This window comes from Hartmannibacter diazotrophicus (genome assembly GCF_900231165.1).
GTDB classification, from domain to species: domain Bacteria; phylum Pseudomonadota; class Alphaproteobacteria; order Rhizobiales; family Pleomorphomonadaceae; genus Hartmannibacter; species Hartmannibacter diazotrophicus.
Window position 1 is genome coordinate 3,828,591 of record NZ_LT960614.1, and the last position, 23,403, is coordinate 3,851,993.

General features: G+C 64.7%; 21 protein-coding genes. 14 read left to right on the forward strand and 7 right to left on the reverse strand.

Going from position 1 to position 23,403, the window contains the following annotated elements:
• Positions 1-2: 2 nt before the first annotated feature.
• The 4 genes from HDIA_RS17840 to HDIA_RS17855 form a co-directional block, all read right to left on the reverse strand.
• Positions 3-500, reverse strand: coding sequence for a chemotaxis protein CheW (locus HDIA_RS17840; RefSeq protein WP_099557393.1), 498 nt, complete (start codon positions 498-500; stop codon positions 3-5).
• Complete coding sequence (locus HDIA_RS17845) at positions 497-3,259, reverse strand: hybrid sensor histidine kinase/response regulator (protein ID WP_099557394.1); 2,763 nt, start codon at positions 3,257-3,259, stop codon at positions 497-499. Before HDIA_RS17845 ends, HDIA_RS17840 begins: the two co-directional genes overlap by 4 nt.
• Positions 3,260-3,637: 378 nt before the next feature.
• Positions 3,638-4,318: a histidine phosphotransferase ChpT gene (gene chpT / locus HDIA_RS17850; RefSeq protein WP_099557395.1), complete on the reverse strand. Its 681-nt coding sequence runs from the start codon at positions 4,316-4,318 to the stop codon at positions 3,638-3,640.
• A gap of 170 nt (positions 4,319-4,488) precedes the next feature.
• The gene (locus tag HDIA_RS17855) at positions 4,489-5,004 is read right to left on the reverse strand and encodes a YHS domain-containing (seleno)protein (RefSeq protein ID WP_157775720.1); all 516 of its coding nucleotides are present in this window, start codon (positions 5,002-5,004) and stop codon (positions 4,489-4,491) included.
• 261 nt (positions 5,005-5,265) lie between these two features.
• Here HDIA_RS17855 and HDIA_RS17860 point away from each other — a divergent pair, with 261 nt between their 5' ends.
• Positions 5,266-5,895 carry a DUF1134 domain-containing protein gene (locus HDIA_RS17860; protein ID WP_099557397.1) on the forward strand — a complete coding sequence of 210 codons (630 nt, stop codon included), beginning with the start codon at positions 5,266-5,268 and terminating at the stop codon, positions 5,893-5,895.
• A gap of 109 nt (positions 5,896-6,004) precedes the next feature.
• Positions 6,005-6,826 carry a hypothetical protein gene (locus HDIA_RS17865; protein WP_157775721.1) on the forward strand — a complete coding sequence of 274 codons (822 nt, stop codon included), beginning with the start codon at positions 6,005-6,007 and terminating at the stop codon, positions 6,824-6,826.
• Positions 6,827-6,846: 20 nt separating this feature from the next.
• Here HDIA_RS17865 and HDIA_RS17870 read toward each other — a convergent pair whose 3' ends face one another.
• The gene (locus HDIA_RS17870) at positions 6,847-7,674 is read right to left on the reverse strand and encodes a GntR family transcriptional regulator (protein WP_099557399.1); all 828 of its coding nucleotides are present in this window, start codon (positions 7,672-7,674) and stop codon (positions 6,847-6,849) included.
• A gap of 292 nt (positions 7,675-7,966) precedes the next feature.
• On the opposite strand from HDIA_RS17870, the gene HDIA_RS17875 reads away from it, so the two are divergent.
• The 12 genes from HDIA_RS17875 to HDIA_RS17930 all read left to right on the forward strand — a co-directional run bounded on the left by HDIA_RS17875 (position 7,967) and on the right by HDIA_RS17930 (position 21,201).
• A complete protein-coding gene (locus HDIA_RS17875) occupies positions 7,967-8,971 on the forward strand; it encodes an ABC transporter ATP-binding protein (protein WP_099557400.1) in 1,005 nt (334 codons plus the stop codon).
• A 90-nt stretch (positions 8,972-9,061) separates the two neighbouring features.
• Positions 9,062-10,351 (forward strand): ABC transporter substrate-binding protein, encoded by a 1,290-nt coding sequence (locus HDIA_RS17880; RefSeq protein ID WP_099557401.1) that lies wholly within the window; start codon positions 9,062-9,064, stop codon positions 10,349-10,351.
• A 102-nt stretch (positions 10,352-10,453) separates the two neighbouring features.
• Positions 10,454-11,344 carry an ABC transporter permease gene (locus HDIA_RS17885; RefSeq protein WP_099557402.1) on the forward strand — a complete coding sequence of 297 codons (891 nt, stop codon included), beginning with the start codon at positions 10,454-10,456 and terminating at the stop codon, positions 11,342-11,344.
• A gap of 81 nt (positions 11,345-11,425) precedes the next feature.
• Positions 11,426-12,328, forward strand: a complete 903-nt coding sequence (locus HDIA_RS17890; protein WP_099557403.1) for an ABC transporter permease — start codon at positions 11,426-11,428, stop codon at positions 12,326-12,328.
• A 1-nt stretch (position 12,329) separates the two neighbouring features.
• The gene (locus tag HDIA_RS17895; RefSeq protein WP_245883946.1) at positions 12,330-13,181 is read left to right on the forward strand and encodes a GNAT family N-acetyltransferase; all 852 of its coding nucleotides are present in this window, start codon (positions 12,330-12,332) and stop codon (positions 13,179-13,181) included.
• 10 nt (positions 13,182-13,191) lie between these two features.
• On the forward strand, positions 13,192-13,929 hold the full coding sequence (locus tag HDIA_RS17900; protein WP_099557404.1) for an aspartate/glutamate racemase family protein: 738 nt from the start codon (positions 13,192-13,194) through the stop codon (positions 13,927-13,929).
• A 359-nt stretch (positions 13,930-14,288) separates the two neighbouring features.
• Positions 14,289-14,801, forward strand: coding sequence for a MarR family winged helix-turn-helix transcriptional regulator (locus tag HDIA_RS17905; RefSeq protein ID WP_099557405.1), 513 nt, complete (start codon positions 14,289-14,291; stop codon positions 14,799-14,801).
• Between the two features lie 57 nt (positions 14,802-14,858).
• Entirely contained in the window at positions 14,859-16,061 is a 1,203-nt protein-coding gene (locus HDIA_RS17910) for an HlyD family secretion protein (RefSeq protein ID WP_099557406.1), read from the forward strand.
• Positions 16,058-17,623: a DHA2 family efflux MFS transporter permease subunit gene (locus HDIA_RS17915; protein ID WP_099557407.1), complete on the forward strand. Its 1,566-nt coding sequence runs from the start codon at positions 16,058-16,060 to the stop codon at positions 17,621-17,623. Before HDIA_RS17910 ends, HDIA_RS17915 begins: the two co-directional genes overlap by 4 nt.
• 874 nt (positions 17,624-18,497) lie before the next feature.
• Positions 18,498-19,895 carry an ethanolamine ammonia-lyase subunit EutB gene (locus HDIA_RS17920; RefSeq protein ID WP_099558988.1) on the forward strand — a complete coding sequence of 466 codons (1,398 nt, stop codon included), beginning with the start codon at positions 18,498-18,500 and terminating at the stop codon, positions 19,893-19,895.
• On the forward strand, positions 19,892-20,665 hold the full coding sequence (gene eutC, locus HDIA_RS17925) for an ethanolamine ammonia-lyase subunit EutC (protein WP_099557408.1): 774 nt from the start codon (positions 19,892-19,894) through the stop codon (positions 20,663-20,665). The genes HDIA_RS17920 and eutC overlap by 4 nt, the downstream gene beginning before the upstream one ends.
• Before the next feature lie 131 nt (positions 20,666-20,796).
• Complete coding sequence (locus tag HDIA_RS17930; RefSeq protein ID WP_157775722.1) at positions 20,797-21,201, forward strand: hypothetical protein; 405 nt, start codon at positions 20,797-20,799, stop codon at positions 21,199-21,201.
• On the opposite strand, the gene HDIA_RS17935 is transcribed toward HDIA_RS17930, so the two are convergent.
• Both HDIA_RS17935 and HDIA_RS17940 read right to left on the reverse strand, forming a co-directional pair.
• Complete coding sequence (locus HDIA_RS17935; protein WP_099557410.1) at positions 21,164-22,060, reverse strand: Pnap_2097 family protein; 897 nt, start codon at positions 22,058-22,060, stop codon at positions 21,164-21,166. The genes HDIA_RS17930 and HDIA_RS17935 overlap by 38 nt on opposite strands.
• A 30-nt stretch (positions 22,061-22,090) precedes the next feature.
• On the reverse strand, positions 22,091-23,383 hold the full coding sequence (locus HDIA_RS17940) for an MSMEG_0569 family flavin-dependent oxidoreductase (RefSeq protein ID WP_099557411.1): 1,293 nt from the start codon (positions 23,381-23,383) through the stop codon (positions 22,091-22,093).
• Between the last annotated feature and the right edge of the window lie 20 nt (positions 23,384-23,403).

Sequence of the window (23,403 nt, forward strand, 5' to 3'; positions counted from 1 at the left end):
CATCAGGCGGCCATCTGTTCCGCGATGTTGCCGAGCACGCGCTCGACATCCAGGATGACCATGAGCTGGCCATCGAGGCGGTGAACACCGGCCGAGATCTCCGTCCAGCGGCGATCGAGGTTGGAAGGGTTGGCTTCGCTCTGCGACGACGAAAGGTTCAGCACCTCGCCGACCTCGTCGATGATGAGGCCGTAGGATTCGCCGCGGAATTCGATGCCGACGGCCATGATGCCATGCTCGCCCTCGCGCGGCGGCAGGCCGAGCCGGCGGCGCATGTTGATCGCCGTGACGATCCGCCCGCGCAGGTTCAGAACGCCCGCGATCTCGGTCTGGGAGAGCGGCACGCGGGTGATGCTCTCCGGCACGAACACATCGTGGACCTTGGAGATCGGCAGGCCGAAGAGCTGGCCACCGATGACGATGGTCACATACTGGATGGTATCGCCGGCGGTCGACATGTGATCGGCCCTGTCGTTGGAAGCTGTCGTCGGGTTGGTCATGCCGCCATTCCCATATCCTGGCTGGTGAGTTCCTTGAGCGAGGCGATGAGGCCCGGACGGTCGAACTTGGCGACATAATCGTCAAAGCCCGACTGACGGCCGCGCTCGATGGCGGCCGGCGTGCACAGCGACGACAGCGCGATGATCGGCGTCTGCTTCATGCGCGGGTCCTTGCGCAGCATCTCGGCCAGATCGAAGCCGTTGACGTCCGGCATCTCGATGTCGGAGACGATGACGTCGTAGGTCGTCTCGGCAACCTTGCGCAGGGCATCCGTCGCCGAGGCGCAGATGGTCACGTCGAAGCCCGCCGCCTTCAGCACCGGACCCAGCATGTTGCGGAAGAAGGCGCTGTCGTCGACGAAGAGCAGCTTGCGCGTCAGGCTCGCGTGGGCGAACTCCTTGCGGATGAACCAGTCCTCGAAGGCGAGCGGCAGGTAGTAGCCGATGTCGACGACTTCCGTCGCCTTGCCCTTGATGACCGCCGATCCGAGCACGCCCGGAATTTCCGAGCTGACCTGGATATCCAGGCGCTCCTCGACAATGTCCACGATCTCGTCGACGACGAGGCCCATGGAGCGGCCGGCATCGGAGAAGACCAGCATCGGCTGCGAGCCTTCGGTGCGATGGCGGACCATGTCGTTCATGCGCACGAGCGGCATCAGCGACCCGCGATACTGGACCAGCTCGCGGCCGTTGGAAGTCTCGATCTTGTCGATCTCGAACTCTTCCAGACGCGTGACCAGCGACAGCGGCACGGCCTTCGGCTCGGCGGAGCCGGCGCGGAAGAGCAGCATGGAGATGCGCGACTGTTCGTTGACGGCCTGCACCTTCTCGTGTTCGGCCATCTCGTTGACGTCGGCTGCGACCGTCGAGCCCAGCGCCGAGGCGACGCCGTTCGGATCGATGATCATGATCACGCTGCCGTCGCCGAGAATGGTGTTGCCGGAGAACATCGTGATGTCGCGCAGCATCTTGGACATCGGCTTGACGACGATTTCCTCCGTATGGAAGACGCCGTCGACGACGATGCCGAAGGTCTGGCTGCCCACCTGCATGACGACGATGAAGCCGTCATCGGCCGTGGCGCTGGACGCATCCGAAATCTGCAAGAGATCGCCGAGGGTGACGAGCGGCAGGAGCTTGTTGCGCAGGCGAAGGACCGGCGTCTCCTTGATGCGCTCGATGCGATGCTCAGAATTCGACTGGACGCGCACGAGCTCGACCACCGAAAGCTGGGGGATCGCGAAGCGGTCGCCGCAGGCCTCGACGATCAGCGTCGAGACGATCGCCAGCGTCAGCGGGATCTTGATGGTGAAGGTGGAGCCCTTGCCCGGCACCGATTTCAGGTCGACGGTGCCGCCGATCAGCTCGATGTTGTTGCGCACCACGTCCATGCCGACGCCGCGGCCGGAGACGGAGGTGACGGCGGCAGCCGTGGAGAAGCCCGCCGCGAAGATATACCTGTGGATCTGGGCATCCGACATCTTCTCGAGCTCGGCCTCGGTGGCCAGCCCGTTCTCGACGACCTTCTGCTTGATGCGTTCCACGTTGAGACCGCGACCATCGTCGGAGATCTCGATGATGATGTGGCCGCCCTCATGATAGGCGGACAGGCGGACGACGCCCTTGACCGGCTTGCCGGCCTTGCGGCGGCCGTCCTTGGTCTCCAGGCCATGGTCGGCGGAGTTGCGGACCATGTGGGTGAGCGGATCCTTGATCAGCTCCAGCACCTGACGGTCGAGTTCCGTCTCGGCGCCGATCATCTCCAGCTCGATCTCCTTGTCGAGTTCCTGGGCAAGGTCGCGCACGATGCGCGGCAGCTTCTGCCAGGCGTTGCCGATCGGCTGCATGCGCGTCTTCATGACGCCTTCCTGCAGTTCGGCGGTGACATTGGAGAGGCGCTGCAGCGGCACCTTGAATTCGCTGTCCTCGTGGCGACGGACGATTTCCAGAAGCTGGTTGCGCGTCAGCACCAGCTCGGAGACCATGGTCATCAGCTGTTCGAGGGTCTCGACGTTGACGCGGATCGACTGGCTGGAGACGCTGGCCTTCTGCTCGCCGCCCTCGGAATGATGGTCGTCCTCGACCTTGGCCTGCTTGGCAGCCGTGGCGGCACCGGTGCGGCCCATGCGGCTTTCCAGTTCCGCGGCGACCTTGGCGAAATCGACCGCCTGCGGAACGGGCTCGGCCTCGGCAGGAGCCTCGCTGGCGATCTCGACCTCGACCTCGGTTTCGCGGAAGGCGCGTTCCAGTTCGTCGAGCGAGACTTCGCCGAGGCGCAGCTCGCGCTCCAGCGTCTGGTCGATCAGGGTGCCCTTGGTCTCGGCCTTGGCAGCCTTGTCTTCCTTGGCCTTCTTCTTGGTCTCGGCCATGTTGGCGTCGCCCGCCAGCGACATGGCTTCAAGCTGCTTGATGAGGTCGCTGTCGTCGCCCTGAGGCTCCTCGCCTTCCTTGGCTTCGAGCTCGGCGAGGATTTCCTTGATCCGGTCGATGGTCTGCAGGATGAGGCTGACCGCCTGGGGCGTTACCGCCGCACCGTCGCGGAACTTGCCCATGAGTGTCTCGGCGGCATGCGCCAGAGCCTCAAGACGGGGCAATCCCAGAAAGCCGCAGGTTCCCTTGATCGTGTGAACAAGGCGGAAAATGTTGTCGAGGATCCGGGCATTGTTCGGCTCCTGCTCGAACTTGACCAGTTCGACGTCGACAACATCAAGACTTTCATTCGTCTCTGTCAGGAATTCCCGCAGCAGATCATCCATTTGTACTCTCTCCGGACAATCCGGGCAGTCGAGCTCGACCACACGGCAAACTGAGAACCGGTTACTTCAATGTCGGAGAGTGTCGGATCAAACGGTTAAGATTGACTGAAACGAATAGGCCAAAAACTTCAGCCCTATTTCTAGAAACTAGATAGCAATACTTTGTTTATATTTACAAAGAATTCACAATTGCCGCCGTGCGACGCGGGTCTATCGCAGCACATTTCCGGCGGCTTTCCGCGCGCAGGACGGCGCCGCCTGCAAGGATGCAGGCAGGCCGGAAAGTCCTCAAGCCACTGCAGCAGCCCGAGGACCCCACCCGATGCGGTCCCGATAAGCAGGAATACCGAGGACCGGGACTTGTCCCCGGTCGCGCGGTCAGCCTTCAGCCGAGGCTTTCTGCTCGGCGGTCGCGCTGGCAACCGGCGTCGCCTCGAAGATGACGCAGTCGTCGATCTTCTCGATCGTGACGGCCATGCCGGCATCGCGCGCCAGCATTCCGGCATAGAAGGGCTGGATCGCCTGCGCATCGACATTCTCGCCGGGAATACCGGCAAGCAGGTCGACCACATGCGGCGGAATGCGCGCGGCCATGCCCTTGGCCTCGATCTTCTGCGACGGACAGGGCGCGTCGCCCGTCAGCGTGACCGTGATCGATCCGCCGCGCGGAATGGCGTGCAGCGAGCACAGAAGCAGGTTGAGAAGCAGCTTGACCTGGTTCTTCGGCAGGAGAAGGCGCGGCGCGTTCCAGATGAGTTCCGGCTTCTCGCTCTCCATGAAGCCGCGCGCGACCTTTTCCGCGTCGCCGAGGTCGACTTCCGCCCCCGCCGATCCGGCCGCCCCGAAGGCAAGGCGGGCGAACTGCAGCTTGGCCGACGCCGTCCGGGCGCTCTTGCGGATGAGATCGAAGGCGAAGGCCTTCATGTCCTCGTTGTTCTCTTCGTCGAGAACTTCAAGACCGTTGGTGATCGCGCCGACCGGGCTGATGATATCGTGACAGACCCGCGAACACATGAGCGCGGCGAAATCGAGTGTTTCGATATCGGGTTCTTTGGACATGGAACACCCCGCTTCCGACCGGGTTGACCAAAGCCTCGAAGGTCTGCCCCGAATCGCCAGAAATCCTGCGAATGGCCGTCTGGATACACGTCCCCAACAGCGATGCCAACCCGTCGCGGGCGCGAACGCGGTACGCAGGAACGAACCGCCCCGATATCCGGTATCAGATATCAGGGAGACAATGTTGTTCTGACGTCAGGCCATTGCCGGTCGGCCATTTCTATCAGGCTTTCCGGATCCCGCAACCAGACCTGCCGCTGGACGTCCGTCGCAAAGAGAAAAAGCCGCCCGTCCCTGACGACGAAAATCCGGGGGTCTCCCGGGACCGGCAGTCCGCGCGAGATCGACAGGGCCGAATAGCCCCCATAGGCCGGCTGATAGACCTGCGGATGGGCGACGAAGGCCTGCTGGTTGCCCTCGTTGTCGAAGCGCCAGAAGACATTGCCCTGGAAGATTTCCCGTTCCTTGCGGCCGCGCACCGGTTTGCCGACGATGAAATAGGCGACCGGATCGTAGCCTTCGATGGCAAGGCCCGTGTAGGGATCGTGGACGATCCTGTCGCTGAGCGCGAAGGCCGGCAGCGCGGCGATGAAGGACATCGCGGCGGCAAGCAGCCACGGCAGACGCGCGCAACGATGACGCTCCCCCGCCGGTCGTCTCTTCCTCGGCCGCATTGTTGCTGTCATCCCCGGCCCTCTTTGTGCTCCGCCCCTGTGCGCCGTCTGCCCACCGCTCGCCCATGGTCTCGCGGGCAAGGTCCATGTCACCGTCACGAAAGCAGAAAGTCGCAAAGGAAACGTCAAGCCGGGCACACGCATGACACGATTTTGAACGGCGGAAATGGTCATGGTTAAGGCTTTGTAAACCATCCGTGCGCTCTTGCTTGGTCCACGTGTCGCGTTTGTTCCAGGACGGAAAGGATCGATGTCATGACAATCAGCCCCCGAATGTCAGACGGCGCGGGAACAAGACACCTCTCGCCAGCAAGCCCGCGACGGCATGCCCTTGCCGCATGGGCCCTCCTGTGCGCGATCCTGCCGGCGCTGGTGCTTGCCCTGCCCTCCACCGCCCGCGCCCAGCAGGCCGGAAGCAACACCGGCTATTCGCAGGAAGAGTTGGTCAACGCCGGCAACGAGTTCTTCGGGCAGATCTCGGCGGGCCTTGCCAGCGTCATCGAACGGGCCGTCTCCAACTACGGCCAGCCGAACGGCTACATCCTCGGCCAGGAGGCGACCGGAGCCATCTTCGGCGGCCTGCGCTACGGCGAGGGCACGCTCTTCACCCGCAACGCCGGCAACCTCAAGGTCTACTGGCAGGGTCCGACCTTCGGCTTCGACCTTGGCGCCGACGGCGCGCGCACGATGATGCTCGTCTACAACCTGCCGGCCGTGAATTCGATCTACCAGCGCTTCGGCGGCGTCGACGGCTCGGCCTATCTGGTCGGCGGCTTCGGCATGACGGTGCTGCGCTCCGGCGGGATCACCCTCGTCCCGGTCCGCTCGGGCATCGGCGGCCGGCTCGGCATCAACGTCGGTTATCTGAAGTTCACGCCGCAGCCGACCTGGAACCCCTTCTGATCAGCCTTGCCGCCGGCGTAATTTGCGGGCCCAATGGCCGCACTGGGAATCGGCCCGGACGGCCCCCTTCGGGGCCGCCGTCCACGGTTTCGGCCGGTTGGGGCATGCGATGATCGAACAGGCCATGTATTTCGCGCTGGGCGTCCTGACCACCGGCATCGTCACGTTGCTGGTCGCCCCCGCGCTTGCCCACAGGGCCCGGCGCCTCGCGATACGCGACGCCCTCGCCCGCCTGCCCATGACCCTTGAGGAAATAGCCGCCCAGAAGGACGCCATCCGCGCCGAATACGCGGCCAAGACCTCCGCGCTGGAGCGCCGCACCAGCGAAGCCGAGGATGCGCTGGCGATCGCCCGCCTCAGAATCCACGAGCTGGAAAACGACAACCTCGCCCTGCAGGCGAGCAGCAACGACTTCGACATCCAGATCGAGGAAGAGCAGGAGCGCGAGGGCCATCTGCGCCAGATCCTCGCCGAACGCGAGGCGGCCCTCCTGTCGGAACGGGCGCATTCTGCGGAGCTGCAAGGCCGCATCGCCCAATTGCTCGGCCGCCTGCCCCCCGAACCCGGCGCCGAAAAACGTTCAGTTCAGGCTGCGGCAGCGGACGAACCATCGCGATCGCCACTGCCGCGCGCGGCCGAAATGGCCGCCAGGATCGCGGTGCCCCCACCACCGGCTTCGCAGCCGCCTCTTCCAGAGCCATCCGGAACGAAAACGGCCGGCGAGCCCGCCTCCCCCAATCCCGCGACGGCACAGCCGGGCAGTTCGCCGACGGACCTGCCGCTCCGGATCACGGAACTGATCGGCGAGGACATCCCCACCGAGACGGTCGTGCAGATCGTGCGGACCGGCGACAAGCGGATTACCGCCCTCGGCAGGAAATTGCGGGAAAGGCGCGACTTGCAGGGAAAACCGCGCGACGACGACGAATAGGCGCGAGACGCCCAGCCGCCTCAGGCAGACTTTGCCCCGGCAGTCTCAAGGTCGGTGCCGAGGGCTTCGGCAAGGCTGGCCGTTGCCTGGCGCGGGCCGCTGAGATCGAGCCCTTCCAGCGTGTCGACCAGATGCTCGCGCATCAGGCGGGAGGCCTCCTCGCCTTTTCCCTCGGCCAGGAGGTCGACCAGAATCCGGTGGCTTTCGCAGGCGCAGGTCGCCTGGCGGCGGCGCCAGTAGAGCGCCACGATCAGCGACGAGCGGGACACCAATTCGCGCACGAAACCGGCCAGCGTCGCCTGCCCGGCCATGCCGGCGACCAGCACGTGAAAGCGGCCCGACAGCAGGATCGCGGTTCCCTGCTGCTCGTCATGCACGGCGGCTTCCTCGGCCTCCAGGTGCCGGCGCAGCAGCGCGATATCCTTCTTCGAGACATGCCCGGCCGCCGCGTGGGTCAGGTGCGGCTCGATCAGCAGCCGGGCCTCGAACACCTCCCGCGCCTCGACGACGCCGGGACTGGCCACGAAGGCCCCGCGGTTGGGTTCCAAAACGATGACGCCGTCGCGCGACAGGCCCTCCAGCGCCGAACGCACGATCGTCCGGCTCGCACCGTAGATGCTGCCGATATCGTCTTCGGGCAGGCGCATGGACGGCGCCAGGCGGCCGGCGAGGATCGCCTCCAGCAGCGCGGCGTAGATCGTTCGCGCCCGGGCGCTGCGAAGACCCGCACCGCCGAAGCCGCCGAACTCAGCCTGAATTCTTTCGGAAGGCTGCGATGCCGTCTTGCCCTTGGCCACTGGCGCCCCCCTTGCTGCAAGGCCCGCCTGCGCGCGCCGCTCGATGGTCATGATATCTCCGGCTAGGATAAGGCCGAGCGGAAGGCGACCGCAAATCCAGATTGTATACAAAACAGCGATTTGATTGTGTGCATTTGCCTTGAAATGCGGCAAATCCGGCGCCCGCATCGCGGCGCGGCTTGCATCAAGACCGGCACCTGGAACGATAACATACTGTAAAACGGCGCAAAAGCGCTCTCGATCAGCATTTGGCATATCACTTGCGAACGATGACCGGACCATTGTTTCGGGACATGAAATCGGCCTGAAACCGGAGATCGATCTGCAGATTGGAGATCATGCCATGTCGCGCGGCGCGGATCTGGAACTTGCCAGTGTCACCAAGAGCTACAGCGGCACTGTCGCGGTCGACAACATCTCCATCAAGATACCGGCGGGCACCTATTGCTGCCTTCTCGGCCCCTCCGGCTGCGGTAAGAGTTCCACGCTGCGCATGATCGCGGGCCACGAGGACATTTCCGACGGCGACATCGTCATCGGCCCGCGCGTCGTCAACGGCGAGCCCCCGGTCAAGCGCGGCACCGCGATGATGTTCCAGAGCTACGCGCTGTTTCCGCACCTGTCGGTCCGCGACAATGTCGCCTTCTCGCTGAAGATGCGCGGCCAGGACAAGGCGAGCCGCCATGCCCGCGCCGACGAGATGCTGGAACTGGTCGCCATGACGCCCTACGCCGACCGCCTGCCCTCGCAGCTCTCGGGCGGCCAGCAGCAGCGCGTCGCCCTCGCCCGTTCCCTCGTCACCGACCCGGTGATCCTGCTTCTCGACGAGCCGCTGTCGGCCCTCGACCCCTTCCTGCGCATCAAGATGCGAGCCGAACTGAAGCGCTTCCAGCGCGAGCTTGGCATCACCTTCATTCACGTGACCCACGGCCAGGAAGAGGCCATGGCCCTCGCCGACCTCGTCGTCGTCATGAACAACGGCAAGATCGAGCAGGCCGGCACGCCGCAGGAGATCTTCGACAGGCCTGCGACCGAGTTCGTCGCCCGCTTCATGGGCGGCCACAACATCATCGAGGTCGACGAAACCCGCGTCACGGTGCGCGCCGACAAGGTGTCGCTGGCCGCCGATCCGGAGACGCTGACCACGGCCTACAAGCGCACCGGCACGGTGACCGGCGTCGAATACCAGGGCTACACGGTCGTCGTGACGCTCGAGGGCGAGGGCCAGCAGGAGCTCATGGCCATCGTTCCCGAACGCACCTTCTTTGCCGCGCCGGTGGAAACCGGCCACCAGGCCACGATCGGCTGGGACACGGGCGACGCCCATCGCCTCGCCCCCTCCACCTGATCGGACAGAGCAACATTCGGCGCGCGCCGCGCCGTCTGTCTTCGCCGCATGCCGGCGGAACACACCAAACCAAACAGGGGATCTGACGACATGACGACCAACGACAAGAAGGCCGACGGCCTCAGCCGCCGCAGCGTATTGAAGGGAGCCGCCGCCACCGCCGCCGTGGCCGCTGGTTCGGGCGCCATCACCGGTTTCCCCGCGGTCATCGCGGCCGAGGGCGTCACGCTTCGCTACCTCGGCACGGCCGTCAACCAGTCGGCCGACATCGCCAAGAAGGCGAAGGAAGACCTCGGCATCACGATCGAGTACATCCCGGTCACCACCGACGACGTCACCAAGCGCATCATCACCCAGCCGAACAGCTTCGACATCGTCGACAGCGAATACTTCTCGCTGCCGAACCTCGTCCCGTCGGGCAACCTGATGGGCATGGACGCCAACAAGATCAAGTATGCCGACAAGCTTGCCACCGTCATGACCAAGGGCGAGATCGACGGCAAGAAGATCGGTCTGCAGGGCACGGCACCGACCAAGGTCTTCTATCTGGAAAAGCAGTTCGGCAAGAAGTTCTCGTCCGAGCAGACCGAGTGGATCACCCTGATCCCGACCGTGTACAATGCCGACACGCTTGGCATCCGTCCCGACCTCATCGGCCGTCCGATCGAGAGCTGGAAGGAACTGCTGAACCCCGAGTTCAAGGGCAAGGCCGCCATCCTCAACATCCCGTCGATCGGCATCATGGACGCCGCGATGGTCGTGGAAGCCCTGGGTGAGTACAAGTACCCGGACAAGGGCAACATGACCAAGGAAGAGATCGACATGACCATGAAGGTGCTGACGGAGGCCAAGAAGGCCGGTCAGTTCCGTGCGTTCTGGTCGGACTTCAACGAGAGCGTCAACCTGATGGCCTCGGGCGAAGTGGTCATCCAGTCGATGTGGTCGCCGGCGGTCACCGCCGTTCGCTCCAAGGGCATCGCCTGCACCTACCAGCCGCTGAAGGAAGGCTATCGCGCCTGGGCTTCGGGCTTCGGCCTGCCGAAGACGCTGAAGGGCAAGCAGCTCGACGGCGCCTACGAGTTCATCAACTGGTTCCTGTCCGGCTGGGCCGGTGCCTACCTCAACCGCCAGGGCTACTACTCCGCCGTTCTCGACACGGCCAAGGAGAACATGGAGCCCTACGAGTGGGCCTACTGGATGGAAGGCAAGCCGGCGGAAAAGGACATCCACGCGCCGGACGGCACGCTCTTGGAAAAGGCCGGCGCCGTGCGCGACGGCGGCTCCTACGAGGCCCGCATGGGCGCCGTTGCCTGCTGGAACTCGGTCATGGACGAGAACGAGTACATGATCAAGAAGTGGAACGAGTTCATCGCCGCGTAATCGCCGCGACCTCAAGACCGGAAAGAGCGGCGCAGGCCGCTCTTTCTCCCCCTCTCACGGGACACGCCCCGCGCGATCGAGCGCAACGCCTTCGGAGCCGCCATGCCCACACCCTCGATGACCGCATCGAAATGGACGCCCTATTGGCAGGCTGCGCCGATGGCCGCCGTCTTCATCGTCTTCTTCATCCTGCCGCTGATCGCAACGCTCGTCGTCAGCTTCTGGAACTACACCCAGTATTCGATCGAGCCGGACTTCACGCCCAAGAACTACGTCGAGGTCTTCGACCAGTGCATTGCCAACCTGCCGTCGCTCTGCACCACTTTCGCGACCTATCTCTCGACGCTGAAATTCTGCTTCCTCGTCTGGCTCCTGACGCTGCTGATCGGCTTCACTGTCTCCTATTTCCTCGTCTTTCACGTCCGCACGCTGACGATGCAGATCGTGCTGGCGCTGGTCTGCACCATCCCCTTCTGGACCTCGAACGTCATCCGCATGATCTCGTGGATCCCGCTGCTCGGGCGCAACGGGCTGATCAACCAGGGTCTGCTCGGACTTGGCGTCATCGACACGCCGCTCGACGACCTGCTCTATTCCGATTTCTCGGTCGTCCTTGCCTTCGTGCACCTCAACACCGTGTTCATGCTGATCCCGCTGATCAACTCGATGTTCCGCATCGACAAGTCGCTGATCGAGGCCGCCTACGATAGCGGCGCCAGCGGCTGGCAGACGCTCTGGAATGTCGTGATCCCGCTGTGCAAGACCGGCATCACCATCGGCTCGATCTTCGTCATCACCATCGTCATGGGCGACTACATCACCATCGGCGTCATGGGCGGCCAGCAGATCGCCTCCGTCGGCAAGATCATCCAGGTCCAGACGAATTTCCTGCAGTTCCCGCTCGCGGCCGCCAACGCCATCGTGCTCCTGATTACGGTGCTGATGATGATCGTGGCGCTAACCCGCTTCGTCGACATCCGCAAGGAACTTTGAGCATGATCCGGAAAAGTGGAAACCGGTTTTCCGAAAAGATCATGCTCCAGCAAGAGCCAAGACTGATGGGAGTGTTCCGCCATGGGTGACCGTCGCCCCGCCTCCTTCTACTGGCTCGCCGCCTTCTTCGCGCTCTTCGTGCTCTTCCTCTACGGGCCGACGATCACCATCCTGATCCTGTCCTTCCAGGGCCCGGAGGGCGGCCTCACCTTCCCGATGCGCGGCGTCTCGCTGCACTGGTTCCGCCAGCTCTTCGAGGGCATCGGCGTGGTCGACATCGGCTCCGCCTTCTGGAACTCGCTGGAACTCGGCATCATCGTCATGGCGATCACCGTGGTCGCCTCGATCATGGGCGGGCTTGCCTTCCGCCGCCGCTTTCGCGGCTCGGGCGCCCTCTTCTATGTCGCGATCGCCAGCCTCATCGTGCCCTCGATCGTGGTCTCGCTCGGCATTGCGCTGGAATTCCGCATCTTCGACGACAGCATCAAGGCCTTCGGCGACGCCTATGAGGTGGAGTGGATCTGGCAGAACTTCACGACGCTCATGGGCCTTTTCTCCTCCGGCCTCGGCGCGCACCTGACCTGGACCTTCCCCTTCGGCCTGCTGATCATGTTCGCGGTCTTCAACCGCTTCAATCCGGCCTATGAGGAAGCCGCCCGCGACCTTGGCGCAACGCCCTGGCAGACCTTCCGCCATGTCGTCCTGCCGATCATCGTGCCGTCGATCTTCGGCGTCGCGCTCTTCGGCTTCACGCTCTCCTGGGACGAGATCGCCCGCTCCAGCCAGGCGATGGGCGCCGACAACACGCTGCCGATCACCCTGCGCAGCCTGACGACCACCGTCACGACCCCGGCGATCTACGCGCTCGGCACCCTGACGACGATGATCTCGCTGCTCGTCATCGGCTCGCTGCTGACGGCCGTCGTCGTCATCCGCAGCCGGCAGGCGAAGCGGGGCTCGGACGCCGGCAAGGGCATGGTGTGACGTGAACACCCCGAAGGCCCAATTCGGCGTCGCGTCCGGCGACGACGTTGCGACCATCGTCGACTGGGCCGCGAGCGAGGGCTGGAATCCCGGCCTTGGCGATGCGCCGCTCTTCGCCATGGTCGACCCCGAAGGCTTTCTGGTCGGACGGGTCGGCGGCGAACTTGCCGCCTCGATTTCGCTCGTGCGCTATTCGCCCGACTTCGCCTTCCTCGGCTTTTATATCTGCCGGCCCGACATGCGCGGAAAAGGCATCGGCAAGGCCCTCTGGGACCACGCGTTTGCCCGCAATCACGCGACCACGATCGGGCTCGACGGTGTCGTCGCCCAGCAGGACAACTACGCCAAATCCGGCTTCGCGCTCGCGCACCGAAACATCCGCTATCAGGGCGTGGTGACGGCGGCGACGCCCGAGGGTCCGTCGATCGCCATTCCGGAGACGCCGGACCTGATCGACGCCATCGCGGCCTATGACGCACCGCTCTTTCCGGCGCCGCGCGCCGCGTTCATCCGCGCCTGGGCGAGCACACCCGGCCATCATGCCCGGGCTTATGTCGAAGACGGCACCGTGCGCGGCTTCGGCGTCATCCGCCCCTGCAGGACCGGACACAAGATCGGCCCGCTCTTCGCCGAAACGTCGGAGTTCGCCGAGGCGCTGTTTCTGTCGCTGGCCGAGACAGCGAAGGGCGAAGCAGTCGTCCTCGACCCGCCCGAACCCAATTCCGCCGCCGTGGCGCTCGCCGAGAGATACGGCCTCGCCCCGGTCTTCGAGACCGCGCGGATGTACCGCGGACCGGCCCCAAGCCTCGATCTGTCCCGGATCTACGGCATCACGACCTTTGAACTCGGCTGACATCAGGCTCATGCGCATCCATCTCATCAATCCGAATACCACCGTCTCGATGACCGACAAGGCCGCAGCCGCAGCCCGCGCCGTCGCCGCGCCCGGAACGGAGATCATCGCGGCCACCTCGAAGAACGGTCCAGCCTCCATCGAGGGCGCCTATGACGGGGCCATCGCCGTCCCCGGCATGCTGCTTGCCATGAAGGAGGCGGAGGAATCCGGTGTCGACGGCCATATCCTCGCCTGCTTCGACGACACCGGCATCGATGCCGCCCGCGCGCTGGCGAAGGGCCCGGTGATCGGCATCGGCCAGGCGGCCTTTCACGTCGCAAGCCTGATCACCCACCGCTTTTCCGTCGTCACCACCCTGTCGCGGTCGATCCCGGTGATCGAGGGCAATCTCGTTGCCTATGGTCTGGCCACACGCTGCACCCGCGTGCGTGCCTCCGACATTCCGGTGCTCGACCTTGAAAAGCCGGGCTCCGGCGCCCGCGACACGATCTCCGCCGAAATCGCCGCGGCACTGAAGACGGACGGAGCCGAAGGCATCGTGCTTGGCTGCGCCGGCATGGCGGATCTGGCCGCCGATCTCTCGGCGGAGCATGGCGTTCCGGTGATCGAGGGCGTTGGCTGCGCGGTCAAGCTGATGGAAGCGCTCCTCGGCCTCAAGGCGGCGACCGCCAAGACCGGTCTCTGGTCCGCCCCCCTCCCCAAGTCCTATTCGGGCTTCATGACGCCGCTTGCCCCCAAGGGTTGAGCGGAAAGCCTTCCCAATTCAGAACGTTCTGACGGGATGACCGGCCCTCACGGGCCGGCTCTTGCACCGTGCTCCGCGCGCGCCGCAACACGTCCGCTCGCGCCGGGCTCCACGACGCCACGGACGGCCGCCCCTGCGTCGCAGAGGCCGTTTGAACAGACCTGCCGAATTTGCAAGTCTCCCTTATTATGATCACATATCCGTGAATTCACTGGTCGTGTGCAGTGCAGCAACCATCTGTTCCTGAACGCTAAAACGGGCGAAATCACCGCCAGTTCTCAGCGATGCCTTAACCGGCACGTAACGCTGCACCGCGAAATGAGCTTGAACATAATAAGCATGCTTATTATAAGTCTGACATGACAGAGATACACGAACCCACGCTTGGCTATCTGCTGCACGACACGACGCGCCTCATGCGCCGACGCTTCGACCGGATCGCCGGCACCAGCGGCCTCACCCGCGCGCAATGGCAGGTCCTTGCCGTGCTCTGGCGCGATGAGGGCATCAACCAGACCGCGATTGCAGACCGGCTGGATCTGGAACCGATTTCGGTCTGCCGGCTTGTTGACCGGATGGAGACGGCGGGCTGGGTCGAGCGGCGCCAGGATCCGACCGACAGGCGCGCCCGGCTGGTCTTCATGACTGAGGCCGCCCGCCCCGCCTTCACCGAGATGAAGGCGCTGGGAAGCGGCATCTTCGATGAAATGATGGCCGGCTTCACCGAAGAGGAACGCGACCAGTTGATGACGCTGCTCAAGCGCTGCCACGCGAACCTCACCGAACGCAACAGGGGCGATGCCGACGACGGCGCGGACGCCCCCGTCGAAGCCTCCGCCAGGGGGACCGCCGCCAAGGAAGCCGCTGGCTGAGGCCCTCGCCCGCCGGCGCATTGTTTCAAGAATTTCAGAACTCACAGGACGACGACCATGGCTGCCGCCGAAAAGACCTCAACGAACGTAACCTCCCTTGCCCCGGAAAAGCCGGCGGTGCCCGAAGCCTCCGCTGCCGAAATCAGGCCGCCCGAGGCCGCCCCTGCCAAGGCGAAGAAGAGCCGGCTGCGCTGGCCGCTGATGCTCGCCGTGCCGCTTCTGATCGTGGTCGGCGGCGGCTACGTCTGGGCCACCAGCGGGCGCTACGAGTCGACCGACAACGCCTACGTCAAGCATGACATCGTCTCGATCGGCCCGGATATTTCCGGTCGCATCGACGAGGTGCCGGTGCACGAGAACCAGCAGGTGAAGGCCGGCGACATCCTCTTCCGCATCGACGACGACCAGTACAAGCTGGCGCTTGAGGAGAAGAACGCCGCGCTTGCCGCCGCCCGGCTGCAGGTGCAGCAGCTTCAGGCCGCCTGGCGCAACGCCAACTCCGCCGAGAAGGAGGCGCAGGAGACGCTGGCCTACCAGCAGACCGTGATGGACCGGCAGCAGCAATTGCTGTCCAACGGAACGGCCTCGCGCGCCACCTATGATGCCTCCCAGCACGACCTCGAAACCGCCAAGCAGGCGCTGGTCCAGTCGCAGCAGGCCGTCGACAGCGCCCGCGCCGCCCTTGGCGGCAATCCGGACATCGCCGTCGACGAGCACCCGCTGGTGCTGCAGGCCATCGCGGCGCGCGACAAGGCCCAGCTCGACCTCAAGCACACGGTCGTCCGCGCCCCCGCCGACGGCATCGTCAGCGAGGTCGGGGTCCTCAAGGTCGGCCAGTATGTCTCGGAAGGTGAAACCACCGTCAGCCTCGTTGAGACTGACAATGTCTGGGTCGAGGCGAATTTCAAGGAAACCCAGCTCACCCACATGAAGCCGGGCGACAAGGTGACCCTCGATTTCGACGCATTCCCGAGCAAGGACATCACGGGCACGGTCCAGAGCCTCGGCGCCGGCACCGGCTCGGTCTTCTCCATCCTTCCGGCGCAAAACGCGACCGGCAACTGGGTGAAGGTCGTCCAGCGCGTGCCCGTGCGCATCAGCATTGACGACGACAACGTCAAGCAGGTCCTCGCCTCCGGCCTGAGCTCGACCGTCGACGTCGATACCGGCTGGCAGCGTCCGCTGCCGCAGCCGATCCGCTCGGCCATGGCCGCCCTCGGCCTTGAGCCGGCCGTTGCCGCGGAGGTCGCCCAGAAATGACAAGCGCCACCGCCGGAGGGGCCGTCGCCGCACCGGCGGACGGCGTTGCCCTTAACCGCGGCCTGATCACCGTCTCGATCATGCTCGCGACCATCATGCAGGTGCTGGACACCACGATCGCCAATGTTGCCCTGCCCAACATGCAAGGCAGCCTCGGCGCATCGCAGGACACCATCAACTGGGTGCTCACCTCCTATATCGTCGCCGCCGCCATCATGACCCCGGTGACCGGCTGGCTGGCCGACAGGATCGGACGCAAGCGGCTGTTCCTGATCTCCGTCGCCGGCTTCACCGTCACCTCGATGCTCTGCGGCCTCTCGACCAGCATCTACGAGATGGTCCTGTTCCGTCTGTTCCAGGGCATTTTCGGCGCTGCCCTCGTGCCGCTGTCGCAGACCGTGCTGCTCGACATCAATCCCAAGGAAAATCATGGCTCGGCCATGGCCTTGTGGGGCGCGGGCATCATGGTCGGCCCGATCCTCGGCCCGACGCTCGGCGGCTACCTGACCGACGCCCTGAACTGGCGCTGGGTCTTCTACATCAACGTGCCGGTCGGCATTCTCGCCTTCCTCGGCATCGCCACCTTCATGCCGTCGGTCGCGACGCGGTTGCGCCGTTTCGATTTCTTCGGCTTTGCCCTGCTCTCGCTCGGCGTCGGCGCGCTGCAGATGATGCTCGACCGCGGCGAGCAGCTCGACTGGTTCGGCTCGACCGAGATCATCATCGAGACCGCGCTGGCCGTGACCGGCTTCTGGATGTTCATCGTCCACACGATGACGGCCAAGGAACCCTTCATCCATCCGGGCATGTTCAAGGACCGCAATCTCGTCACGGGCCTGATCTTCATCTTCGTCGTCGGCATCATCCTGCTGGCAACGATGGCCCTGCTGCCGCCGATGCTCTCCCAGCTCTTTGGCTATCCGTCGACGACGACAGGCCTCGTGCTTGCCCCGCGCGGCGCCGGAACGATGGTCTCGATGATCCTCGTTGGACGGCTGGTGAAGAAGATCGACGCGCGGCTGCTGATCATGACAGGGCTCGGCCTCACCGCCTGGTCGCTCTACGACATGACCCAGTTCTCGCCGCAGATGGACTACTGGCCGCTGATCCGCAGCGGCGTCATCCAGGGTCTTGGATTGGGACTTGTCTTCGTGCCCCTGTCGACGATCACCTTCGCGACCCTGGACGTGAAATTCCGCACGGACGGCACCGCCCTTTTCAGCCTGATGCGCAACATCGGCTCGTCGATCGGCATTTCGGTGGTGACGGCCCTGCTGACGCAGAACATCCAGATCAACCATGCGGTGATCGGGGGCCGGCTGACGGAAACCAACCCCAACCTGACGAACTTCCTGCAGGGGTTCGGCGGGTCGGTGACGAGCCAGAAAACGATGGCCATGCTCGACATGATGGTCAGCCAGCAGGCCGCGATGATTGCCTATCTCGACGACTTCAAGCTGATGATGTTCGTCTCGCTTGCAGCGCTTCCCTTGCTGCTTCTGCTGAAAGCCCCCCAAAAGGCAGCAGCAGCCGGCGTCCCTGCCGCCGATGCGCCCCACTAGGCCAATTTCAGGCCGGAGCGCATAAGGGAACGCCCGCCCGGCAAGGCCCTCCTCCGAAGGCTTGCCGGGCGGGCGCGGTTTTAGAGCATGGTGCCACGTGCAATGTGGACCCGATCTTGCGGCGACACCATGCCCCAAACGAAGCGCGCCTTGTCCGGATGCCGGCCCTGGCGCGCAGATCTCTTTCCTCATGCAGGCCCGCGTCGCGGCGACGGTCCCCGATCGCCGGGACGCGCGTCTCCTCGTCCGGAAAGCAATGCGATCCGGAGCGCCACGAAACACGGCACACACATCGAAGTGAAATGACGGCTTGTTGTGATCTGGCCTCCGTCATGGCCATGCAGACCGCCCCCGCCGCGAAAGACGTCAGCGGAAAATCCAGGTAACAGGGTTCAAGAACGTCGCCCCATCCGGTTCTGGATGGCTTGACGGCAGCAGGATTGACGGCCCGTGGCCGGCAATGACGATGGCGGCAGACAAGGCTTCGAATGTCCGAGCGACTGCAGATGCAGGACTCAATCATTCGACCTCAATTCAACCTGCTGTGATCGTGAAAGCATCATGAGGCCGAAATGAGACCGTGCAACGACAGGCAGGCGCATTTGCGCCGTGGGGACGGCAGAAATATTCCCGTGCCCCGAAGCGGCAAGCGGCGGTGACGAAATTTTGTGCGCCGGCCCATTGTGTAACGATCATTTCAGATGGATATGATCGGTAAATTTTGTAAAATTCAGCCACATCAACGTCCCATCGCCCGCACATTCTCCCAATCGATGGAATTGCGCACAAATTGACGCCATTCCAGATGGTCCGGTCCGTCGGGCTGGCGAAAAAATCGGCTTGGACAAAGCCGCGTCAGGCCTATCCTTTGACCATGTCCTCCTATTCCGTGCTTCTTGGCAACGAACGCCACGTCTTCGCCGATCTGAAGGCCGTCATGGCCGCGGCCTCGCCGCTGAAATCGGGCGATTGCCTCGCCGGCATCGCCGCCGAAACCAACGAGCGCCGCGTCGCCGCGCGCTTCTGCCTCGCCGACATTCCGCTGAAGACCTTCCTTGAGGATCTGCTGATCCCCTATGAGGCGGACGAGGTCACCCGGCTGATCGTCGACGGTCACGACCGGCAGGCCTTCGCGCCTGTTTCGCACATGACCGTCGGCCAGTTCCGCGACTGGCTGCTCTCCTACGAGGCGACGAGTGAGGCGCTGACGGCCCTCGCGCCCGGCCTGACGCCGGAAATGGTCGCTGCCGTCTCCAAGATCATGCGCAACCAGGACCTCATCGCCGTCGCTGCCAAATGCCGGGTGGTGACGGCCTTCCGCTCCACCGTCGGACTGCCGGGGCGGCTTTCCAGCCGCCTGCAGCCGAACCACCCGACCGACGATCCGGAGGGCGTCGCCGGCTCGACGCTGGACGGCCTTCTCTACGGCATCGGCGATGCGGTCATCGGCATCAATCCGGCGACCGACAACCTCGATGCCTGCATCAGGCTGATGCACCTCTTCGACCGCCTGCGCGAGCGCTTCGAGATCCCGACCCAGTCCTGCGTCCTGACCCACGTGACCACCTCGATCCAGGCGATCGAGAAAGGCGCGCCGCTCGACCTCGTCTTCCAGTCCGTCGCCGGCACCGAGGCCGCCAACAAGGGCTTCGGCATCGACCTTTCCGTGCTGCGCGAAGGACGCGAGGCGGCGCTGTCGCTGAAACGCGGCACCGTCGGCGACAACGTCATGTATCTGGAGACGGGACAGGGCAGCGCGCTTTCGGCCGACGCCCACCATGGCGTCGACCAGCAGACCTGCGAGGTGCGCGCCTATGCCGTCGCCCGCGAGTTGAAGCCGCTGCTCGTCAACACGGTCGTCGGTTTCATCGGCCCGGAATATCTCTACGACGCCAAGCAGATCATCCGGGCGGGCCTCGAAGACCATTTCTGCGGCAAGCTGCTCGGCCTGCCGATGGGCGTCGACGTCTGCTACACCAACCACGCCGAGGCCGACCAGGACGACATGGACAACCTGATGGTCCTGCTCGCCGCCGCCGGGGTCAATTTCCTCATTGCCGTGCCCGGCGCCGACGACGTGATGCTGAACTACCAGAGCCTTGCCTACCACGACATCGTCAGCCTCAGGCACATGTTCAAAAAGCCGCCGGCGCCCGAGTTCGAAGGCTGGCTGAAGCGCATGGAAATGCTCGACGGCCAGGGTCGCCTTGCGCCCTCCGCCGCGGCCGGCCCCTTCTCGCGCAATCTCCTCAGCTACAAGGCGTCCGCATGAGCAACGCCCCCGAGCCTGTCAACATTTTCGATCCCTTCGCCCGCTTTCGCAATGCGACCCGCGCGAGGATCGGCATCGGCCGCACCGGCGACGCCATGCCGACCCGCGCCGTGCTGGATTTCCAGCTCGCCCATGCGCGCGCCCGCGATGCCGTGCACGGCAAGGTGAATTTCGACGCGATGGCTGAGCGCCTTGCCCCGCTCTCCGTCATCCGCGTCCGATCGACCGCGCCGGACCGGACAACCTATCTCTCGCGTCCCGACTATGGCCGCCGCGTTCATCCCGACGATCTTGCGGAGATGACCCCCGGCGACCATGACGTCGCCTTCGTCATCGCCGACGGCCTGTCCGCCGCCGCCGTCGAGCACCATGCCGAGGCTGTGCTGAAAACCTGCCTGAAGCGCATGGGCGATCTTTCCGTCGCCCCGATCGTTCTCGCCAGCCAGGCCCGCGTTGCCTTCGGCGACGAGGCAGGAGCTGCGCTTGGGGCCAAGCTCGTCGTTGTTCTGATCGGCGAGCGGCCGGGTCTTTCGGTGCCGGACAGCCTCGGCGCCTATGTCACCTTCGCCCCGAAGGTCGGGCGGCGCGACAGCGAGCGCAATTGCGTCTCCAACATCCATGCCGACGGCCTCGATCCGGAGGCCGCCGCCGACAAAATCGTCTGGCTTGCTCGCGAGGGCCTGCGGCTGAAGCTCACCGGCGTCGACCTGAAGGAGAATGCGGACGGCGCGATACTGCCGACACGCGCCGGTGCCCCCTCGCTCGCCTGAGGCCTGCGGCCTGCGGCCGTTCAAAAATAGGAATGCTACCTTGCCATCGGCCATTCCAGGCACGACATGACTGTCCGTAAAGGGGCGCGGGAAAGCCTGCGCGCCATGGCATCGTGGCCGAGGAGTTCGCCATGACGTTTCGAGCAACGTCCGTCGCCGCCATTCTTGGTTTGTCGCTCGGCCTGTCGGCCTGCCAGTCAGTGCCCCTGCCGCACTCGCCGGGACATAATCCGGCGGCCTATCGGGGCTACAACGCGGCGCAACTGACGGCCGCCTTCGGCGAGCCCATCGCCGACCAGAGGCAGAACGGCTACCGCTATCTGTCCTGGTACGATGAGGTGACGCGGTGGGGCACGGACCCGAACCGGCCGACATTCCGCGGCCGCGATCCCTTCATCGCCGACTACCGGATGGTCATTTCCTGCAAGACGACCTACGTGCTCAAGAACGACCGGGTCGTCAATTCCTACCAGCGCGGTGTCGGCTGCCAGTATCTGCCTAATCTGCCGGACCGGCGAGTGTCCGGCGTTCGGTGAAGACGTCGGCGAGGCGCTCGCCGCCTTCCGCCCGCGTCAACCGGCACCAATGCGTGAGCCGGCCGCCCTGCCGCTCACTCGCCATGAGCGATGCGATCACACGCTCGCCCGGCTCGATATTGCCGCAATAGACGATGTCCCGCCGCACGGTGGCCGCAACGAGCGGATCATTGCGGAAGAAGGCCCATTCGGCCCGGTCGACGAAGGCCTGGAAGGACGCGAAATAGAGAAAGTTCGCGCCGTTGAAATCGACGGTCGGCACCGGATCGATGAGCAGTGAGGGCTTGCCCTCCTCGTCGGCCGCCGAGCGCGACAGGCCGAAATGCTGCTCCCAGCGACCGGCCCGAAGGCCGGGTGCCTCGGCGGCGACCGACCAGCCGATGGTCTCGCGGTCGATGGCGGGAAGGCCGTCGACCTCCAGCCGGGCGACGGACCGGTTGCGGCCCTTCTCCTGCCGGCACACGAAGACCGAGATGAGTTCGATCGATCCCACCAGGCGCCCCGCCGAGGTGAGGGCATGGCGGGTGAGCACCTGCGTGCGCGAGATGCGGGCAAGGTCGCTGCTGATGGTCAGGAGATCGTTCTCGCCGAGCGAGCCGAAATCGCAATCCTCCAGCCGCACCGCGTTGAAGGCGGCATAGACCGGCTCGCCGTCGGGCGTGCGGAAATCCGGATGCATCCGGCCGCAGGCCCGCGCCAGCATGGTCCAGTGGCGATGGCCGAGTTCCTTCAGGAGCCAATTTTCCGACAAGCCGCCGAGACAAAGATGCGGCATGCCGAGCCGGATGGTGAACGGTTGCCCGTCGCCATGAAGATCCCGGAGGCCATCCTGCTCCGCCTGACTGAAATTGACTGTCATGAAGGTCTCCCGGACCAGGAATTGGGACTATCAGGAGCCGATGGCCGCTTCGTTGACCCTTTCCGACATGCCGATGACATCCACATGACGGGCGATGATCTGGCCGGCAACGTGCTCGGCGTCGCGTGCAACGCCGGAAAAGCGACCCGAACCCCAGGTGTGCAGCCACGGCAGGCCGAGGAAATAGGCACCCGGCATCGAGGTGACGCCGCGGTCATGGCTCGGATGGCCACGTCCGTTGAAGACCGGCAGGTCGATCCAGGAATAGTCGGTCCTGAAACCGATGCACCAGACGATCGAGGCGATGCTTTCGCCCTGAAGGTCGATCTCGGTCGGACGGCCCGACGGCTCCCAGACCGGCGGCTTGCGGTCTTCGGCCGGGGCGTCGATCCCGGCCTTGGCGATGAAGGCGTCGATGCTGTCCTTGATGCTCTCGTTCGTCGCGTCGGCGGAGTCGAGGCATTCCTTCACCGTATCGGCGACCTTGACCTTGCCCTCGCGCGCATCGACGAACTGGCCGTAAAGCTCCATGCCCTCCAGCGCCCGCTGGCGCAGGTCGATGTCCCGGCCGCCGTCGCGACCGGTGACATAGTGGTTGGTCTTGTCGCGCACGCCCTCGCGCAGCGGATGGGCATGGACCGGCAGGTCGTAGTAGCCCATGTCGGCGAGCCACTCGACGACGTCCTTGCCGCGATAGCGGCGGGCAACGCGCGGCGCATCGCCGAGGCAGAGGTGCACCTTGCGCCCGGCAAGATGCAGGTCCTCGGCAATCTGCGCGCCCGACTGGCCGCTGCCGACGACGAGGACGGCGCCCTCGGGAAGCTGCTCCGGATTGCGGTAGATTGAGGAATGGACCTGCACGAGATCAGTCGGCAGGCGCTCCGCCTCGCGCGGCACGATCGGGATCTGGTAGCCGCCGGCGGCGATCACCACCTGGTCGGCGGTCATCATGCCGGACGTCGTGTCGAGCACGAAGCCGGAAAAGGCGTTGCCGGAGAGCTTCTTGACCGCGACGCCCTCGCGCAGCGGCGGCTGCAGCTTTTCAACATAGGCGTCGAGATAGTCGACGATCTCGTCGCGCACCATGAAGCCATAGGGGTCCGGGCCGTCATAGGGATGGCCGGGAAGCTGGCACTGCCAGTTGGGCGTGACGAGGCTGAAGCTGTCCCAGCGCTCGGTCTTCCAGGCATGAAAGGCCTGGTTCTTCTCAAGCACGACATGCCGGATGCCGGCCTTCTTCAGAAACCAGGAGACGGAGAGGCCTGCCTGACCTGCGCCGATGACGACGACGGGGAAATGTTCGATCTTCATGGGGCTGTTCATCGTTTCGTTCCAATGGAAAG

Coding starts and splice junctions, on each gene's coding strand:
- HDIA_RS17840 (WP_099557393.1), bottom strand. CDS start 500: ATGACCAACCCGACGACAGCTTCCAACGACAGGGCCGATCACATGTCG.
- HDIA_RS17845 (WP_099557394.1), bottom strand. CDS start 3,259: ATGGATGATCTGCTGCGGGAATTCCTGACAGAGACGAATGAAAGTCTT.
- chpT (WP_099557395.1), bottom strand. CDS start 4,318: ATGTCCAAAGAACCCGATATCGAAACACTCGATTTCGCCGCGCTCATG.
- HDIA_RS17855 (WP_157775720.1), bottom strand. CDS start 5,004: ATGACAGCAACAATGCGGCCGAGGAAGAGACGACCGGCGGGGGAGCGT.
- HDIA_RS17860 (WP_099557397.1), top strand. CDS start 5,266: ATGTCAGACGGCGCGGGAACAAGACACCTCTCGCCAGCAAGCCCGCGA.
- HDIA_RS17865 (WP_157775721.1), top strand. CDS start 6,005: ATGATCGAACAGGCCATGTATTTCGCGCTGGGCGTCCTGACCACCGGC.
- HDIA_RS17870 (WP_099557399.1), bottom strand. CDS start 7,674: ATGACCATCGAGCGGCGCGCGCAGGCGGGCCTTGCAGCAAGGGGGGCG.
- HDIA_RS17875 (WP_099557400.1), top strand. CDS start 7,967: ATGTCGCGCGGCGCGGATCTGGAACTTGCCAGTGTCACCAAGAGCTAC.
- HDIA_RS17880 (WP_099557401.1), top strand. CDS start 9,062: ATGACGACCAACGACAAGAAGGCCGACGGCCTCAGCCGCCGCAGCGTA.
- HDIA_RS17885 (WP_099557402.1), top strand. CDS start 10,454: ATGCCCACACCCTCGATGACCGCATCGAAATGGACGCCCTATTGGCAG.
- HDIA_RS17890 (WP_099557403.1), top strand. CDS start 11,426: ATGGGTGACCGTCGCCCCGCCTCCTTCTACTGGCTCGCCGCCTTCTTC.
- HDIA_RS17900 (WP_099557404.1), top strand. CDS start 13,192: ATGCGCATCCATCTCATCAATCCGAATACCACCGTCTCGATGACCGAC.
- HDIA_RS17905 (WP_099557405.1), top strand. CDS start 14,289: ATGACAGAGATACACGAACCCACGCTTGGCTATCTGCTGCACGACACG.
- HDIA_RS17910 (WP_099557406.1), top strand. CDS start 14,859: ATGGCTGCCGCCGAAAAGACCTCAACGAACGTAACCTCCCTTGCCCCG.
- HDIA_RS17915 (WP_099557407.1), top strand. CDS start 16,058: ATGACAAGCGCCACCGCCGGAGGGGCCGTCGCCGCACCGGCGGACGGC.
- HDIA_RS17920 (WP_099558988.1), top strand. CDS start 18,498: ATGTCCTCCTATTCCGTGCTTCTTGGCAACGAACGCCACGTCTTCGCC.
- eutC (WP_099557408.1), top strand. CDS start 19,892: ATGAGCAACGCCCCCGAGCCTGTCAACATTTTCGATCCCTTCGCCCGC.
- HDIA_RS17930 (WP_157775722.1), top strand. CDS start 20,797: ATGACGTTTCGAGCAACGTCCGTCGCCGCCATTCTTGGTTTGTCGCTC.
- HDIA_RS17935 (WP_099557410.1), bottom strand. CDS start 22,060: ATGACAGTCAATTTCAGTCAGGCGGAGCAGGATGGCCTCCGGGATCTT.
- HDIA_RS17940 (WP_099557411.1), bottom strand. CDS start 23,383: ATGAACAGCCCCATGAAGATCGAACATTTCCCCGTCGTCGTCATCGGC.